The organism is Roseovarius sp. Pro17 (assembly GCF_035599575.1).
Taxonomy (GTDB): domain Bacteria; phylum Pseudomonadota; class Alphaproteobacteria; order Rhodobacterales; family Rhodobacteraceae; genus Roseovarius.
Genome location: NZ_CP141179.1, coordinates 3,882,596 through 3,895,981, shown reverse-complemented (window position 1 = coordinate 3,895,981; position 13,386 = coordinate 3,882,596). Strand labels below are relative to the sequence as shown.

The following is a 13,386-nucleotide window of genomic DNA, read 5'->3' as shown; positions in this document are numbered from 1 at the left end:
GCGGATTTTCTTCGGCGCATCATAGATGATGCGGTAGTCTTGGCGCGCGATGGATGCCTCCGGCGGGAGTATTTTTGGAACACTGAAAGAAGGGGCGTGCGACATGGCGACTGGCACCAATATCCGGACTTACTTCGAGGGCACATGGCATGAGGGCGACACGCCCGTCATGCGCGCAGCGGATCATGGAATGTGGCTGGGCAGCGCCGTTTTCGACGGGGCGCGGTTGGCGCATGGGCTGGTGCCGGATCTGGATCTGCACTGCGCGCGCGTGAACCAGTCGGCTGAGGCATTGATGCTGGTGCCGACTGTCGAGGCAGGCGAGATGGTAGAGATCGTGCGCGAGGGTTTGCGCGCCTACGCGCCGGGCGCGGCGGTCTATATCAGGCCGATGTATTGGGGTCAGGATACCGGCTATATGGCGATCGTGCCAGATGGCGCCTCAACCGGGTTTGCAATCTGCCTCGAAGAGATCGCGATGCCGCCCGAGGGCGCATCGACCACGCTGACGCGCACGCGCTATCGCCGCCCGGTGATGGAGGACGCGGTGGTCAACGCCAAGGCCGCTTGCCTTTATCCCAACAACGCTCGGATGCTGGCCGAGGCGCGAGCCAAGGGTTTTGGCAATGTCCTGTGCGCTGACGCGCTGGGCAATGTGGCCGAAAGCGCGACGGCGAATGCCTTTATGGTCAAGGATGGCGAGGTGTTCACGCCTGTGCCCAATGGCACGTTTCTGGCCGGGATCACGCGGGCGCGGCATATCGCGAACATGCGCCGTGATGGGATCGCTGTGCATGAATGCACGCTTGGCTTTGATGATTTCCACGCCGCCGATGAGGTGTTCCTGTCGGGCAACATGGCCAAGGTCACGCCGGTGACGGCGTTCGACGACACGTCCTATCAGGTCGGGCCGCTGACGCGCCGCGTGCGCGAGATGTATTGGGATTGGGCCGCGTCCAGCCCCCTATGATCCGTGCGCCGGGCGTTTGCCGCCCGGCGCGTTTTTGTCACATCGCGTTCCGCTCCAGCGGGGTCATGCGGAGCATCGGCAGCTGGCGCAGGAATACCGGTGAGACCAAGGCGAGGCCGACCAGCGTGGCATAGAGGTTCGGCGCGACCAGCAGGATCGCGGCGACAGCCAGCAACGCGCGCTCATAGGCGCGCATCGGGCCGATCAGCCAATCGGCGAAGGCTGCCGATAGCATCCAGATACCCGCCATCGCACCCGTCACGCCGATGAAAAACTCCGTCCAGGTGAACCCGTCCACCACCAGCAGCAGCGACGGCGAAAAGACAAAGACGAACGGCACCAGCGCCTTGCCCATGCCGAGACGGAAGGCCGTGTTGCCGGTCTTGAACGCGTTGGAATCCGCGATGCCCGCCGCCGCGTAGGCGGCTAGCGCGACAGGCGGCGTGATATCGGCCATGACACCGTAGTAAAAGACAAAGAAGTGGGCGACCAGCGGCTGCACCCCCAGCATGCTCAGGATCGGCGCTGCGACGGCGATCATAATTAGGTAGTTGGCCGTTGTCGGGATGCCGCAGCCCATCAAGATACAGACGATTGCCGTCATGATCAGCGTGAACATCAGCGTGAGGGCCGAAACCGACATCACCTCAAACGGCAGGAACGACAGGAAACTCCAGACATCCTCGGCCCAGCCTGCGGCGACCGAGGTGACCATGTAGGCGATCTTGAAGCCGACGCCGGTCAGGGTAACGACGCCGATAATGACGCCAACGAGGGCTGCCGCCGCAGTCACCGCCAGCGAGAATTTCGCGCCGGTGACGAAGCTGTCCCACAGCTCGGACATGGTTTGTTTGGCAAATCCAACGATGTCGGTGCCGTGACGCAGCAGGTTCTGAATGACCAGCACGAGGATGCACGACAGGATGCCGTAGAAAGCGGCCAGATACGGCGTCTTGCCCGACAGTAGCGTCGCTATCAGCACAAACAGCGGCAACGTGGTCAGCCAGCCAGCCTTGAACACTACCCATGCGACTGGCAGCTCGTCCTTGGTCATGCCGCGCAGGCCGCGGCGGCGGGCCTCAAGGTGGACCTGCACCAGCACGCCGAAAAAGTGCATGAAGGCCGGGACCAGTGCGGCGGTCAGGATCGTGGTCAGCGGAACGCCGAGATATTCGATCATCAGGAAAGCGACCGCGCCCATGACGGGGGGCGTGATCTGGCCACCGGTGGATGATGCCGCCTCGACCGCTGCCGCGAAATGGCGAGGGTATCCGATGCGGATCATCGCCGGGATGGTCAGCGAGCCGGTCGTCACGGTATTGGCAATGGACGAGCCCGAGATCGAGCCGAGCATAGCCGAGGACACTACCGATACCTTAGCCGGACCACCCGCAAACCTGCCCGCGAGGGCGGATGCGAGGTCGATGAACAGCTGGCCAAGGCCGATGCGCGTGGCCATCACCCCAAAGAGGACAAAGTGAAACACATAGGTCGCGATGACGCCCAGCGCGGTGCCGTAAATGCCCTGAGAGGTCAGGTAGAGGTGGTTCACGATGTTGGTCCAGCTGGCACCGGGATGGGTCAGCACCCCCGGCATCGAGCGGCCGAAATAGGCGTAGGCCATAAATAGGATGGCGATGACCGGCAGGGGCCAGCCCATGGCGCGGCGTGTCGCCTCCATCAGCACGACGATCAGGATGGTGCCCATGACCACGTCGATGGTCAGCGGGTTGCCGACGCGAAAGGCCAGGTCGCTGAAAACCCATGGCACGTAAAGCGCTGAGACGATGCCCGCGATTGCCAGCACCCAGTCGTAGATCGGGATGCCCATCGGGGTCGCCAGAGTATTGCGAGGCGTGGACCGAGCGCTAAAAACGGTAAACGAGAAAAAGATCAGCCCGAGGGTGAATGCCAGATGCGTGCCGCGATGCAGCGTCGCCTGCGGGATGCCAAAACCGGACGTGTAGAAGTGGTAGCACGAGAGCACAAAGAGAACGCCGCCGACGAACCATCCCATGCTGGGCAAGAGCGGCCTGAACCGGACCTCTGGATCGTATCTCTCTTCCAGAGCCTTCATTTCCGCGTCGGTCATTTCCTTGACGCGATCAGATTCTGGTGTCTGCGACATTGTCGCCTCGCTCGCTAGGTTTGGGGTAGGAAAGAACCGGCCCGCGCGTGGCGGGCCGGTAGAGCGTGTCGATTACTCGATCATGCCTTGTTCGCGATAGAACTTTTCCGCACCTGGGTGCAGCGGGATGCCCACACCGTCGAGGGCCGTTTCAACGGTGATCTCCTTGCCCTTCTGGTGGCCAGAATCCAGCAGCGTGCGGGTGTTCTCGTTCCACAAGGCAGCGGTGATGCCGTAGATCAGATCGTCGGGTACATCCGCGCTGGTCACCCACTGGGCGCCCACCGACAGGGTGGTGACGTCATCGTCCACGCCCTCATAGGTGCCACCCGGCACGGTGTTTTCCGCAAAGAAGCTGTATTCGCCGGTCACTGCCTCAGCCTCGGCGCCCGTAATCGGGACGAGGATGATGTCCTCTTGGCTCGCCAATTCCGCGATCGCGCCTGCGGGAAAACCGCCGACGAAAAAGAACGCATCCATCGCGCCGTCGCGCATACGATCCGCGGCCTGATCAGGCTTGAGGAAGGCGGCGTCGATGTCGTCCTCACTCAGGCCATAAGCGCCCAGAATGATACGCGCATCGACCAGCGTGCCCGAACCCGGCTCGTCCAGCGACACTTTTTTACCCTTCAGGTCCGCGACGGACTTGATGCCCGATGAGGCGGAGGCGACGAGGTGGATCGTCTCGGGGTAGAGGTTGGCGATAGCGCGTAGATTGTCGACAGCGTCACGACCTTCCCAGATACCGGTGCCGGAATGCGCCCAGGTGGCGACGTCCGACTGCGAAAAACCCGATTCCAGCGTGCCGCCGGCAATCGCGTTGATGTTCGCGACCGACCCGTTGGCCGACAACGCCGAGGCGATAAGGCCCGGGTAGCCGCAGGACCCACCCTCGTCGCAGGCCCGCGAGCCGGGTGGCGCCGAGATTGCATTCGCGATCAGGCCGCCAATGGGATAGTAGGTGCCGGACGTTCCGCCGGTGCCGATGCGGAAAAACTGAGGCTCTTGCGCGGTGGCGGCAGAGCCGACCGCGATCATCGCGGCGCCGACCGTCGCGGCGCGGATAAAGCGTGTAAAATTCATTTTCATGAGGGTTCCTCCTTGAACTCTTTGAGATCATGAAGTGCGACTAGACTACAGCCGACTTTGCGATGCAATGAGCAAGGTGAGAACAGTCATGCGACATGAGGTGGGCTAGGTTCAGTGCAAGGACCCGCCGAAAGCGTTTAGACATATTGTCGTGACCCGAATACTAGGTCAGAGCGCCTTAAATCACGATCACTCCGCGCGACATGGCGCAGGCGACCGCGTGGATGGTGTTCGACGCGCCCAGTTTGAATCGGGCGCTTTCGATATAGGCGCGCAGTGTGTGTTCCGAGATATTCAGTGTCTGCGCAACCTGTGCGCGACTATGACCGACCGCCAGCAAGGTCAGCGCGTCCACCTCACGTGGGGACAACGCCTGCGTCTGAGGCGGGCTGCGCTGTGGCTCAAACTCCAGCGCCTTTTGGTGGAACGCGTGGGCGATCAGGATCAGCGGGCGGCGGTTCGCCTTGGTGAACGTGGCCCAATCTGCGTCAGTGCAGCTGTGGTTGGCCGAGAATAGCGCAAACTGCCCATTTGGGCCCCTGATCGGCACAGAGTATCCTTGGCTGCCAACGCCGAATTCGATGGCCTCGCGCAGGAATTGGCGTGCGGCCTTGCCGGACCAGTCCAGTTGCTTCCAGTCGACCGGGTGAAAGCGCTGATAGCAGCCCTGTATAACCGGATCGACGCGCAGATAATCCTGTGCGATGTAATGCTTGATCCATGCGGCCGCGTACGTGCCGACACCGTAATTGTCGCTTGCCGCACTGATCCAGTGATAGCCCATGTGATCAACGCCGAAACTGTCGCGGCAAACCTCAATCGCGCGCTGAAGCGCGGCAATATCAGTTGCTGTTTCCAGCCTCTCCAAAAGCGCGTCTGGTGACAACTGTTTGGCGGCGATCATGCGCGGTCTTTCCTTGCCCTTGCTCATCCCCAAGTGCCGCGATTTCGGTCGCAGCGATCACACGGGCGTCGTCCAGTTGTTCCGACAGCGCTGGCAGGTCATGCTCAAGAGCATATGCGCGTAAATCCGCCAGTACCTCGAGTATCCAATCGTTCTTCATGCAAACCTCACCCATAGGTGTTAAATAACCATTAACACAACCCTAGCATGCAAGTATTGCGGACAGAATTCGCGGTTTCCATCCCCGCAGTTTTGGCGGGGTGATTCAGCGCAAGCTATTGATGACGCGACGTCAATCTAGTGACAAAAATGCCCGCGAACCGTTTAAGCGATTCGCGGGTTTTTGTTTGCGATGTGGCGACAGCAAAGACCTTTTCAATGCTGTGGGTGTTTTGCATCAAATCTGTAACTCGGATTAAACGCAAAACGCGTCATTCTTAGCTGCGCGCGTCCACTGCATCCTCGATCGTGCGCAGGCCAGTACGGGGCGATTGAACCAGCACGGCCATGTTGCCCGGCTTATGCTCATTCCGCAGCATTTTCAGATGCGCAGCGGGGATATCGGCCCAAGGGAACACCTCGGACATGCAGGGATCAAGGCGGCGCTCAACCATCAGGTTGTTCGCGGCGCTTGCCTGTTTCAGATGGGCGAAATGCGAGCCTTGCAGGCGCTTTTGGTGCATCCACATATAGCGCACGTCAAAGGTGCAATTGAAGCCGGTGGTACCGGCGCAGATCACGACCATGCCGCCCTTTTTACAGACCAGCGCCGATACCGGGAAGGTCGCCTCGCCCGGATGCTCGAACACCATGTCGACGCTGACGCCCTTGCCGGTGATCTCCCAGATCGCCTTGCCGAACTTGCGCGCCTCTTTCAGCCAAGCGTTGTATTCGTCGGTGTTCACCTTGGGCAACTGGCCCCAGCAGTTGAAATCCTTGCGGTTGATCGCGCCCTTGGCGCCCAGCGCCATGACGAACTCGCGCTTGTCCTCTTCGGAAATCACTGCAATCGCATTGGCGCCTGCCGTGTTGATCAGCTGAATAGCGTAGGAGCCGAGGCCCCCCGACGCGCCCCAGACCAACACGTTCTGACCAGGCTTCAGGTCATGCGGTTCGTGGCCGAACAGCATCCGATAGGCGGTGGCCAGCGTCAGGGTGTAGCAGGCCGATTCCTCCCATGTCAGATGCTTTGGACGGGGCATCAATTGCTGCGCCTGCACGTTGGTGAACTGCGCGAAACTGCCATCCGGTGTTTCGTAGCCCCAAATCCGCTGCGAGGGCGAGAACATCGGATCGCCGCCATTGCATTCCTCATCGTCGCCATCGTCCTGATTGCAGTGGATGACCACCTCGTCGCCCACTTTCCAGCGGCGCACCTTGTCGCCCACGGCCCAGACAACGCCAGCGGCATCCGAGCCTGCGATATGGTATTCCGCCTTGTGCACGTCAAACGGGCTGATTGGCTGGCCGAGGCCCGCCCAGACGCCATTATAGTTAACGCCAGCGGCCATCACCAGAACCAGCACCTCGTTGCTGTCCAGTACGGGCACATCGACCACTTCCTGCTTGAACGATTTGTCAGGCTCGCCGTGCCGTTCGCGGCGAATGGTCCACGCATACATCTGCTTGGGGACGTAGCCCATCGGGGGCATTTCGCCGACCTCATACAGATCCTTTTCAGGCGCGTCGTAGCGCGCGATGCCGGTGTCGGTGTCCAGAGCCATGAGGGCCTCCCTGTCATATCATTGCCGCGATGCAGAATCGCATATTTCTGCCCTTGGAGATACCCACGCATACGCAATAATGCAATGCCGGGGGGTAAATTTTGGTAACTTTATGACCCAGCAGGTGCAGAAATTTCCTGTGCAAGCGCAGCATTGGCAGGCAGCAGGTGCGTGACGGAATTGGCGTAATAGGTAAGCAGTGGCGCACCGCCTTCTGCCATGATCCACCCGCCGTCGTTTTGCTCAATCGCCTCACGGCCCTCCAGCGCCGCGCAGGCCTGCGCGACACCGGTCGGGATATCTTGGATCAACGGCGTCGTTCTGGCAGAGCTGCGCAGCATATCCTGAACCTCGGCCACCAGCGCAGCCTTATCCATCGGCGCATCGCGGTGCAAAAGCGCGCGCGCCACCATCGGGACGCACAGCATCGGCATTGCCGCCTCAATCCGGCCCATCAGGTCGTGGCCCAGATCACCAAGAGCGGGCGCATCGCCATAATCACTCAGCCTCACAGGCTCGGCAAAGACAACTGCCGCAGTACCGAACCGCTGAAAGCGTCCGCGCATCCGCTGCCACAACAGCCGCCACACTGCCTTGGCTATCACCGATTTACGCACGCGAAAGCGCCGGTTGCCCCGCGCGGCAGCCGCCATCAGCACGCGGTCCTCCAGCACACGGTCGTAATTGATCGCGACAGGCACGAATACCACGTCGCGCCCGCCGGGTTTCCATCCCTCGACCACGTAGGACAGCAGACCCAGCTTGGCCGGTTTCACAATGCCGTCCACGGTCAACCCGCCCTCAGGGAAAATCGCCTGCGTCACGCCACCCAGCGTCGCCATCTGCACATAGCGCGACAGTACCGTGCGATAGAGCCCTCCGCGCGAACGGCGGCGGATGAAATAGGCACCCATCGCCTTGATGATACGGCTGAGGGGCCAGACGCGCGCCCATTCACCCACGGCGTAGGACAGCGCCGAGGATTTCGCAGCCAGCGTCGTGACCAGCACGTAGTCCATATTACTGCGGTGATTCATGATAAAAATCATCGTCGCATCGTTTTCGATACTGTCGATGATCTGCGCATTTTGCGGCCCGGTCCGCACAGTATAGAGTGTGCGCGCCAGCCAGTTCGCCACCCGCGTGCCAAAGCTGAAATAGGCAAAGGCGCTAAAACTCGGAACGATCTCGCGCGCGTAGCTGCGCGCCTTTTCAAAGGCGACATCCTCGCGCACCTTATGCTTGGCGGCGTAGTCGACGATGGCTTGCGTCACGTCTGGATCATAGACCAGGCGCAGGATCATGTCGTGGCGCCGGGCCAGTTTGAACGGCTCGATCGGGCGGGTCAGACGCGTATTCAGCCGCGCCACCGCCCGCTCGAGTCGGCGGCGAAAGAACCAGCGCACCGACGGAAACAGAAAATGCGAGGCAAATGTGACCGCCGCAAACGCGATCAGCAACAGCAGCGCCCAAAGGGGCATATGAATCGTGGATGTCATCCTAGCCCCTCGTGAATGCCGCGCCCTGACCCGCGAATCCCTGACCCCTTATACGGACGGCAGGGCAAGGCGCCTCTCATTTCGGCTGCATCCCCGCCAACACGGCGGCCAGCGACCGCTGATCCACTTCGATCAGTCCACGGCGGGGCCGGTCAAGGTCGATGATCATGAATACCAATAGCACGATTAGCGCCAGCATCAGATAAACCGGCGTCGCAGGCAACGTCCCGGCCAAACCCGACGAAAAGCCCAGCATCGCGCCCGACAGGATAAACGTGCCGAACAACATAAACAGGACAATCTCCGGCACGTGCCGCTCAATTGCCGCATCCCGCGCGCCTAGCGCGTCGATCATGTCATTGAGGGACGCGGCATAGCTGACCGCCGACGGGCCGCCCTTGACCACCGCATGTTCCGACGCCTGTTTCCACAGATCGCCAAATGCGGCCTCGGCGTTGGCGATCAGGCGCGCACGGCGCTGGTGCTGATCGGCAGACACTTCGGCCGCCTCCAGCCGCAGCCGGGTATAGCGGCGCAGATCGGCCTGCGCGACGGTGCGCAGATCGGCAGGCAGGAAATCGGTGCGCAGCCATGCGGTGCCGATGGCGTTCGCCTCGTGCACTACCGCAGTTGATCGTGCGTCGTGGCGCGACAGGCCCAGCGAAAAGGTAAAACCCAAGAGCAACGCCAGCAGGCCCAGCATCGAGCCTTGCACGGCGGTCGTCTGACTACGCCCCTCTTCGGATTGGTTGCGGTGGCTGCGCCTGCCGATCAGATAGGCGATGATCATGGCGACCAGCATCCCAGCCAACAGACCGAGTGCAATGAAAATGGTTGGGATATCGTAAAGCAATTCGCGCGGTCCTGGCATTGTGGCCCCTTGTGGCACAGATGCCACCGGCACCCTTGGTGTGTCGTTTGCGCGGCTTTTATGCCATGCAGGACCGCCGTGCCAGCACCAAGGGCGTCGCGCAGCGATCCCGCCCGAATGTGCGGCATGGGTGCAATATGTTTGGACGACAGTAATGGCGTCGGCGCCGTCGGCGCCGCGCAGCGCGAGGCCAGAGCAGACTAGGACCAGCAGCGATTTGAAAAGTGTAACAACCATATCAGCATCGGCCTCGGACAAGATGCGGCGCACGAAATAAATGCGATGAGGCTGTTAGCGCTAAAACTGCAACATCTTGCGCAGATCGACGTCAAATTGCCGCGATGCAGCGAATTGACAACAGCGCAATCTTTCGCATAGTGGGGCCGAAGCGCAATAATGTTACCACCTCGCGAGGCCCGCCCATGTCGCATCCGACCCCCGATCGCCCCTGGCTGATCCGTACCTATGCTGGCCACTCGACAGCGGCAGCGTCGAACGCACTATACCGCGCGAACCTCGCCAAGGGGCAGACAGGCTTGTCGGTCGCGTTCGATCTGCCGACGCAGACCGGATATGACAGCGATCACGTTCTGGCGCGCGGCGAGGTCGGCAAGGTCGGCGTGCCGGTCTGCCATCTGGGTGACATGCGCCAGCTCTTTGCGGATATCCCGCTGGAGCAGATGAACACATCGATGACGATCAACGCGACGGCGCCTTGGCTATTGTCGCTATACATCGCCGTGGCCGAGGAGCAGGGCGTCGATCCGCGCACCTTGCAAGGTACGGTGCAAAACGATCTGATCAAGGAATACCTGTCACGCGGCACCTATATCTGTCCGCCAAAACCGTCGCTAAAGATGATCGGCGACGTGGCCGAATACTGCTATAAAAACGTGCCGAAATGGAACCCGATGAACGTGTGTTCCTACCACCTGCAAGAGGCTGGCGCGACGCCCGAGCAAGAGCTGTCCTTTGCCCTCGCCACCGCCATTGCGGTGCTGGATGAGTTGAAGCCGCGTGTGCCGGATGCCGATTTCCCGGCACTGGCCGGGCGTATCAGTTTCTTTGTTAACGCAGGCATCCGGTTCGTCACCGAAATGTGCAAGATGCGCGCCTTTGTCGATCTGTGGGATGAAATCCTGCAAGAGCGTTACGGGATCGAAGATCCCAAGTTCCGCCGCTTTCGCTATGGCGTGCAGGTCAACTCGCTGGGTTTGACCGAGCAGCAGCCTGAAAATAACGTCTACCGCATCCTGATCGAAATGCTGGCCGTGACCCTCAGTAAGAAGGCGCGCGCCCGCGCTGTGCAACTGCCCGCCTGGAACGAGGCGCTGGGCCTGCCGCGCCCATGGGATCAGCAATGGTCAATGCGGATGCAGCAAATTCTGGCATATGAAACCGACCTGCTGGAATTCGACGACCTGTTCGACGGCAACCCGGCAGTCGATCGCAAGGTCGAAGAACTGAAGGAAGGCACGCGGCACGAACTGTCCAGCCTCGAAGGGATGGGCGGTGCCATCGGGGCCATCGACTACATGAAATCGCGGCTTGTGGATAGCAACGCCGAGCGTTTCAATCGGATTGAGCGCAACGAGACGATTGTCGTCGGCGTCAACAAGTGGACCACCGGCGAACCTTCGCCCTTGATGAGCGCGGATGGTGGCATCATGACCGTCGATCCGGCCGTCGAGGCCCAGCAGATCGACAGCCTGAACGCCTGGAAGGCGCAGCGCGATGCCGCCGCCGTCAAATCGGCGCTGGCGGACCTGCGCGCCGCTGCCAGCGAGGGACGCAATATAATGCCCGCGTCGATCGAGGCCGCCCGCGTGGGCGTCACCACAGGCGAATGGGCGCAGCAAATGCGCGCCGTGCACGGCGAATATCGCGGCCCGACGGGTGTGTCGTCCAACCCCTCGAACAAGACCGAGGGCCTCGATGAAATCCGCGAGGCTGTTGCCGCCGCCTCTACCCGGCTGGGTCGCAAGCTCAAATTCCTTGTCGGCAAGCCGGGCCTCGACGGACACTCGAACGGAGCGGAACAGATCGCCTTTCGCGCGCGCGACTGCGGCATGGACATCGACTATCAAGGCATCCGCCTGACCCCCGAAGAGCTGGTGCGCGCCGCGTCCGATGACGGCGCGCATGTCGTCGGTCTGTCGATCCTCTCGGGCAGCCACATCCCGCTGGTCGAGGATCTGATGGAACGGATGCGCGCGGCAGGGCTGGGGCATATCCCCGTCATCGTCGGCGGCATCATCCCCGAAGACGACGCCAAACGCCTGCGCGCGATGGGCGTCGCGCGCGTTTACACGCCTAAGGATTTCGAGCTGAACACGATCATGCGTGACATCGTCACGCTGGTAGATCCCGGCGCGGTTGCAGCAGAATAACGAGTCTGGCCCAACAGGCAGCATGGGCTAGACTGACCGGCAAGCAGAATCAGCCGGAGCGCAGACCATGTCCGATACCATCACGATCCGCCCCCTCGCCGCCGCTGACGAGGCGGAGTGGCGTCGCCTTTGGACCGGTTATCTGGAGTATTACGAGACAAGCGTGCCCGAGGAGGTGTATCAGACCTCTTTTAGGCGCATGTTGTCCGAGGATCACCCGAACCAGAATGGCCTGCTGGCGCTGCAAGGCGACCAACCTGTCGGCCTTGTCCACTACATTTACCATCCCCATAACTGGAAGATCGAAGATGTTTGCTACCTTCAGGACCTCTATGCCGACCCTGCTGCTCGCGGCCTTGGTGTAGGGCGCAAGCTGATCGAGGCGGTCTATGCTGCCGCCGATGCGGATGGCCGCCCGTCAGTCTACTGGATGACGCAGGATTTTAATGTCACGGCGCGCCACCTCTATGACCGTATCGCCAATCTGACGCCTTTCATAAAATACACGCGCTGAAATCCCGCATCTTCTGGCGAAATTTTCGTGGAGGAGACGCAGAGAAGCCCACGAATTCTCGGCGGCCGGGACAAAGCGCCCTGATTGGTGCGACTCTGTCGGCCAAAACAGCACGCGATGGCACGCCAGCCACTTTTCAATCCCTCCGACGAGATTACATTGCTGCCATGCCCTATGAATGGTCACCCTCTGCGACAGGCACCGACGCGACGCGGCTCGACATGTGGCCACATCGCTCGCTGCCACGGCGTGGCTTTGCCGGCTTTATGCTGGTGACGTGCATCATGATATCGCTGCCGCTGTTTCCGCTGCTGGGTACGGTCGTGCTTTGGGGCCTTTTGCCGTTCCTCGCCGGGGCCGTGGTGCTGCTGTGGTGGGCGCTGGAGCGCAGCTATGCGGCGGGCCGTCTGCACGAAGCGCTGGTGATCGACGCTGAGGAGGTGGCGCTCACGCGCACCAATCCGCGTGGCGACGTTCAGAAATGGGATTGCAACGCCTACTGGACGCAGGCGCAGATCTATCCTTCTGGCGGACCGGTCCCTTATTACATCACCCTGCGCGGATCAGGCCGCGAGGTGGAGCTGGGCGCGTTTCTGTCCGAAGATGAGCGTAAGGCGCTTTTTGACGAGTTGCGTCGCGCGCTTAATACGGCGCGGGGCGGCTCCTGAGACACTGCTCAAACAGGGTGTTTCAGGTGCACGACTCTGAGTATTTTTTGGAACAATGAAAGCTATTCAGTGAATGAGGCCGTCACTGGATCAGGCGGTCCTTGATCTTGGGGCCGACGACGCCGAAATCCATCTGGCCAGTGTATTTTGCCTTGAGCACGCCCATGATCTTGCCCATGTCGCGGATTGATGTCGCGTCCGTCTCTTGTATGGCGGCCTCGATTGCGGCGTCTGCCTCGTCTGCGGTCAGTTGGCGGGGCAGGTATTCGGCGATGACGGCCACCTCCTGCTGCTCGCGTTCGGCCAGATCAATGCGCCCGGCCTCCTCATAGGCGCGCACGGATTCATGACGCTGCTTGGTCATCTTGCCAAGGATCGCCAGCACATCATCGTCACTCAGCTGGGTTTCGCCGCCCGTACCACGGGCCGCGATCTCTTGGTCCTTGATGGCGGCGTTGATCAGGCGCAGCGTCGCGAGGCGCGCGGAATCCTTGTCGCGCATGGCCTGTTTAAGCGCCGTATTAATCCGGTCGCGCAATGTGGTTTCCATGTTGGTACCCCTTGGCCGCAGAGATGGCCGGTCACCCGGCCCTTGTCACAAGCCCGAGTACCTATCCAATAGGGCGCTC

Annotated in this window: 11 protein-coding genes; 4 read left to right on the top strand and 7 right to left on the bottom strand. The window is 61.2% G+C overall.

Features of this window, described 5'->3' with window-relative positions:
* Positions 1–103: 103 nt before the first annotated feature.
* Positions 104–970 carry a branched-chain amino acid aminotransferase gene (locus tag U3654_RS18785; RefSeq protein ID WP_324753057.1) on the top strand — a complete coding sequence of 289 codons (867 nt, stop codon included), beginning with the start codon at positions 104–106 and terminating at the stop codon, positions 968–970.
* Between the two features lie 37 nt (positions 971–1,007).
* On the opposite strand, the gene U3654_RS18780 is transcribed toward U3654_RS18785, so the two are convergent.
* The 6 genes from U3654_RS18780 to U3654_RS18755 form a co-directional block, all read right to left on the bottom strand.
* Positions 1,008–3,098: a TRAP transporter permease gene (locus U3654_RS18780; RefSeq protein WP_324753056.1), complete on the bottom strand. Its 2,091-nt coding sequence runs from the start codon at positions 3,096–3,098 to the stop codon at positions 1,008–1,010.
* A 72-nt stretch (positions 3,099–3,170) separates the two neighbouring features.
* Positions 3,171–4,181 (bottom strand): TAXI family TRAP transporter solute-binding subunit, encoded by a 1,011-nt coding sequence (locus tag U3654_RS18775; RefSeq protein WP_416384606.1) that lies wholly within the window; start codon positions 4,179–4,181, stop codon positions 3,171–3,173.
* Positions 4,182–4,365: 184 nt separating this feature from the next.
* Positions 4,366–5,091, bottom strand: a complete 726-nt coding sequence (locus tag U3654_RS18770) for a LuxR family transcriptional regulator (RefSeq protein WP_324753053.1) — start codon at positions 5,089–5,091, stop codon at positions 4,366–4,368.
* Between the two features lie 437 nt (positions 5,092–5,528).
* The gene (gene ccrA, locus U3654_RS18765) at positions 5,529–6,815 is read right to left on the bottom strand and encodes a crotonyl-CoA carboxylase/reductase (RefSeq protein WP_324753052.1); all 1,287 of its coding nucleotides are present in this window, start codon (positions 6,813–6,815) and stop codon (positions 5,529–5,531) included.
* 110 nt (positions 6,816–6,925) lie between these two features.
* Positions 6,926–8,314: a 1-acyl-sn-glycerol-3-phosphate acyltransferase gene (locus U3654_RS18760; protein ID WP_324753051.1), complete on the bottom strand. Its 1,389-nt coding sequence runs from the start codon at positions 8,312–8,314 to the stop codon at positions 6,926–6,928.
* A 76-nt stretch (positions 8,315–8,390) separates the two neighbouring features.
* Positions 8,391–9,185 (bottom strand): hypothetical protein, encoded by a 795-nt coding sequence (locus U3654_RS18755; protein WP_324753050.1) that lies wholly within the window; start codon positions 9,183–9,185, stop codon positions 8,391–8,393.
* Positions 9,186–9,607: 422 nt separating this feature from the next.
* On the opposite strand from U3654_RS18755, the gene U3654_RS18750 reads away from it, so the two are divergent.
* The 3 genes from U3654_RS18750 to U3654_RS18740 all read left to right on the top strand — a co-directional run bounded on the left by U3654_RS18750 (position 9,608) and on the right by U3654_RS18740 (position 12,757).
* Positions 9,608–11,575 (top strand): protein meaA, encoded by a 1,968-nt coding sequence (locus U3654_RS18750; RefSeq protein WP_324753049.1) that lies wholly within the window; start codon positions 9,608–9,610, stop codon positions 11,573–11,575.
* Between the two features lie 67 nt (positions 11,576–11,642).
* Positions 11,643–12,089, top strand: coding sequence for a GNAT family N-acetyltransferase (locus U3654_RS18745; RefSeq protein ID WP_324753048.1), 447 nt, complete (start codon positions 11,643–11,645; stop codon positions 12,087–12,089).
* Between the two features lie 167 nt (positions 12,090–12,256).
* Entirely contained in the window at positions 12,257–12,757 is a 501-nt protein-coding gene (locus U3654_RS18740; RefSeq protein WP_324753047.1) for a DUF2244 domain-containing protein, read from the top strand.
* 82 nt (positions 12,758–12,839) lie between these two features.
* Here U3654_RS18740 and U3654_RS18735 read toward each other — a convergent pair whose 3' ends face one another.
* Positions 12,840–13,307 (bottom strand): GatB/YqeY domain-containing protein, encoded by a 468-nt coding sequence (locus U3654_RS18735; protein ID WP_324753046.1) that lies wholly within the window; start codon positions 13,305–13,307, stop codon positions 12,840–12,842.
* Positions 13,308–13,386 lie beyond the last annotated feature (79 nt).

Bases quoted from the DNA above. Each gene is read 5' to 3' on its own strand.
- U3654_RS18785 (WP_324753057.1), top strand. From the start codon at position 104: ATGGCGACTGGCACCAATATCCGGACTTACTTCGAGGGCACATGGCAT.
- U3654_RS18780 (WP_324753056.1), bottom strand. From the start codon at position 3,098: ATGTCGCAGACACCAGAATCTGATCGCGTCAAGGAAATGACCGACGCG.
- U3654_RS18775 (WP_416384606.1), bottom strand. From the start codon at position 4,181: ATGAATTTTACACGCTTTATCCGCGCCGCGACGGTCGGCGCCGCGATG.
- U3654_RS18770 (WP_324753053.1), bottom strand. From the start codon at position 5,091: ATGATCGCCGCCAAACAGTTGTCACCAGACGCGCTTTTGGAGAGGCTG.
- ccrA (WP_324753052.1), bottom strand. From the start codon at position 6,815: ATGGCTCTGGACACCGACACCGGCATCGCGCGCTACGACGCGCCTGAA.
- U3654_RS18760 (WP_324753051.1), bottom strand. From the start codon at position 8,314: ATGACATCCACGATTCATATGCCCCTTTGGGCGCTGCTGTTGCTGATC.
- U3654_RS18755 (WP_324753050.1), bottom strand. From the start codon at position 9,185: ATGCCAGGACCGCGCGAATTGCTTTACGATATCCCAACCATTTTCATT.
- U3654_RS18750 (WP_324753049.1), top strand. From the start codon at position 9,608: ATGTCGCATCCGACCCCCGATCGCCCCTGGCTGATCCGTACCTATGCT.
- U3654_RS18745 (WP_324753048.1), top strand. From the start codon at position 11,643: ATGTCCGATACCATCACGATCCGCCCCCTCGCCGCCGCTGACGAGGCG.
- U3654_RS18740 (WP_324753047.1), top strand. From the start codon at position 12,257: ATGCCCTATGAATGGTCACCCTCTGCGACAGGCACCGACGCGACGCGG.
- U3654_RS18735 (WP_324753046.1), bottom strand. From the start codon at position 13,307: ATGGAAACCACATTGCGCGACCGGATTAATACGGCGCTTAAACAGGCC.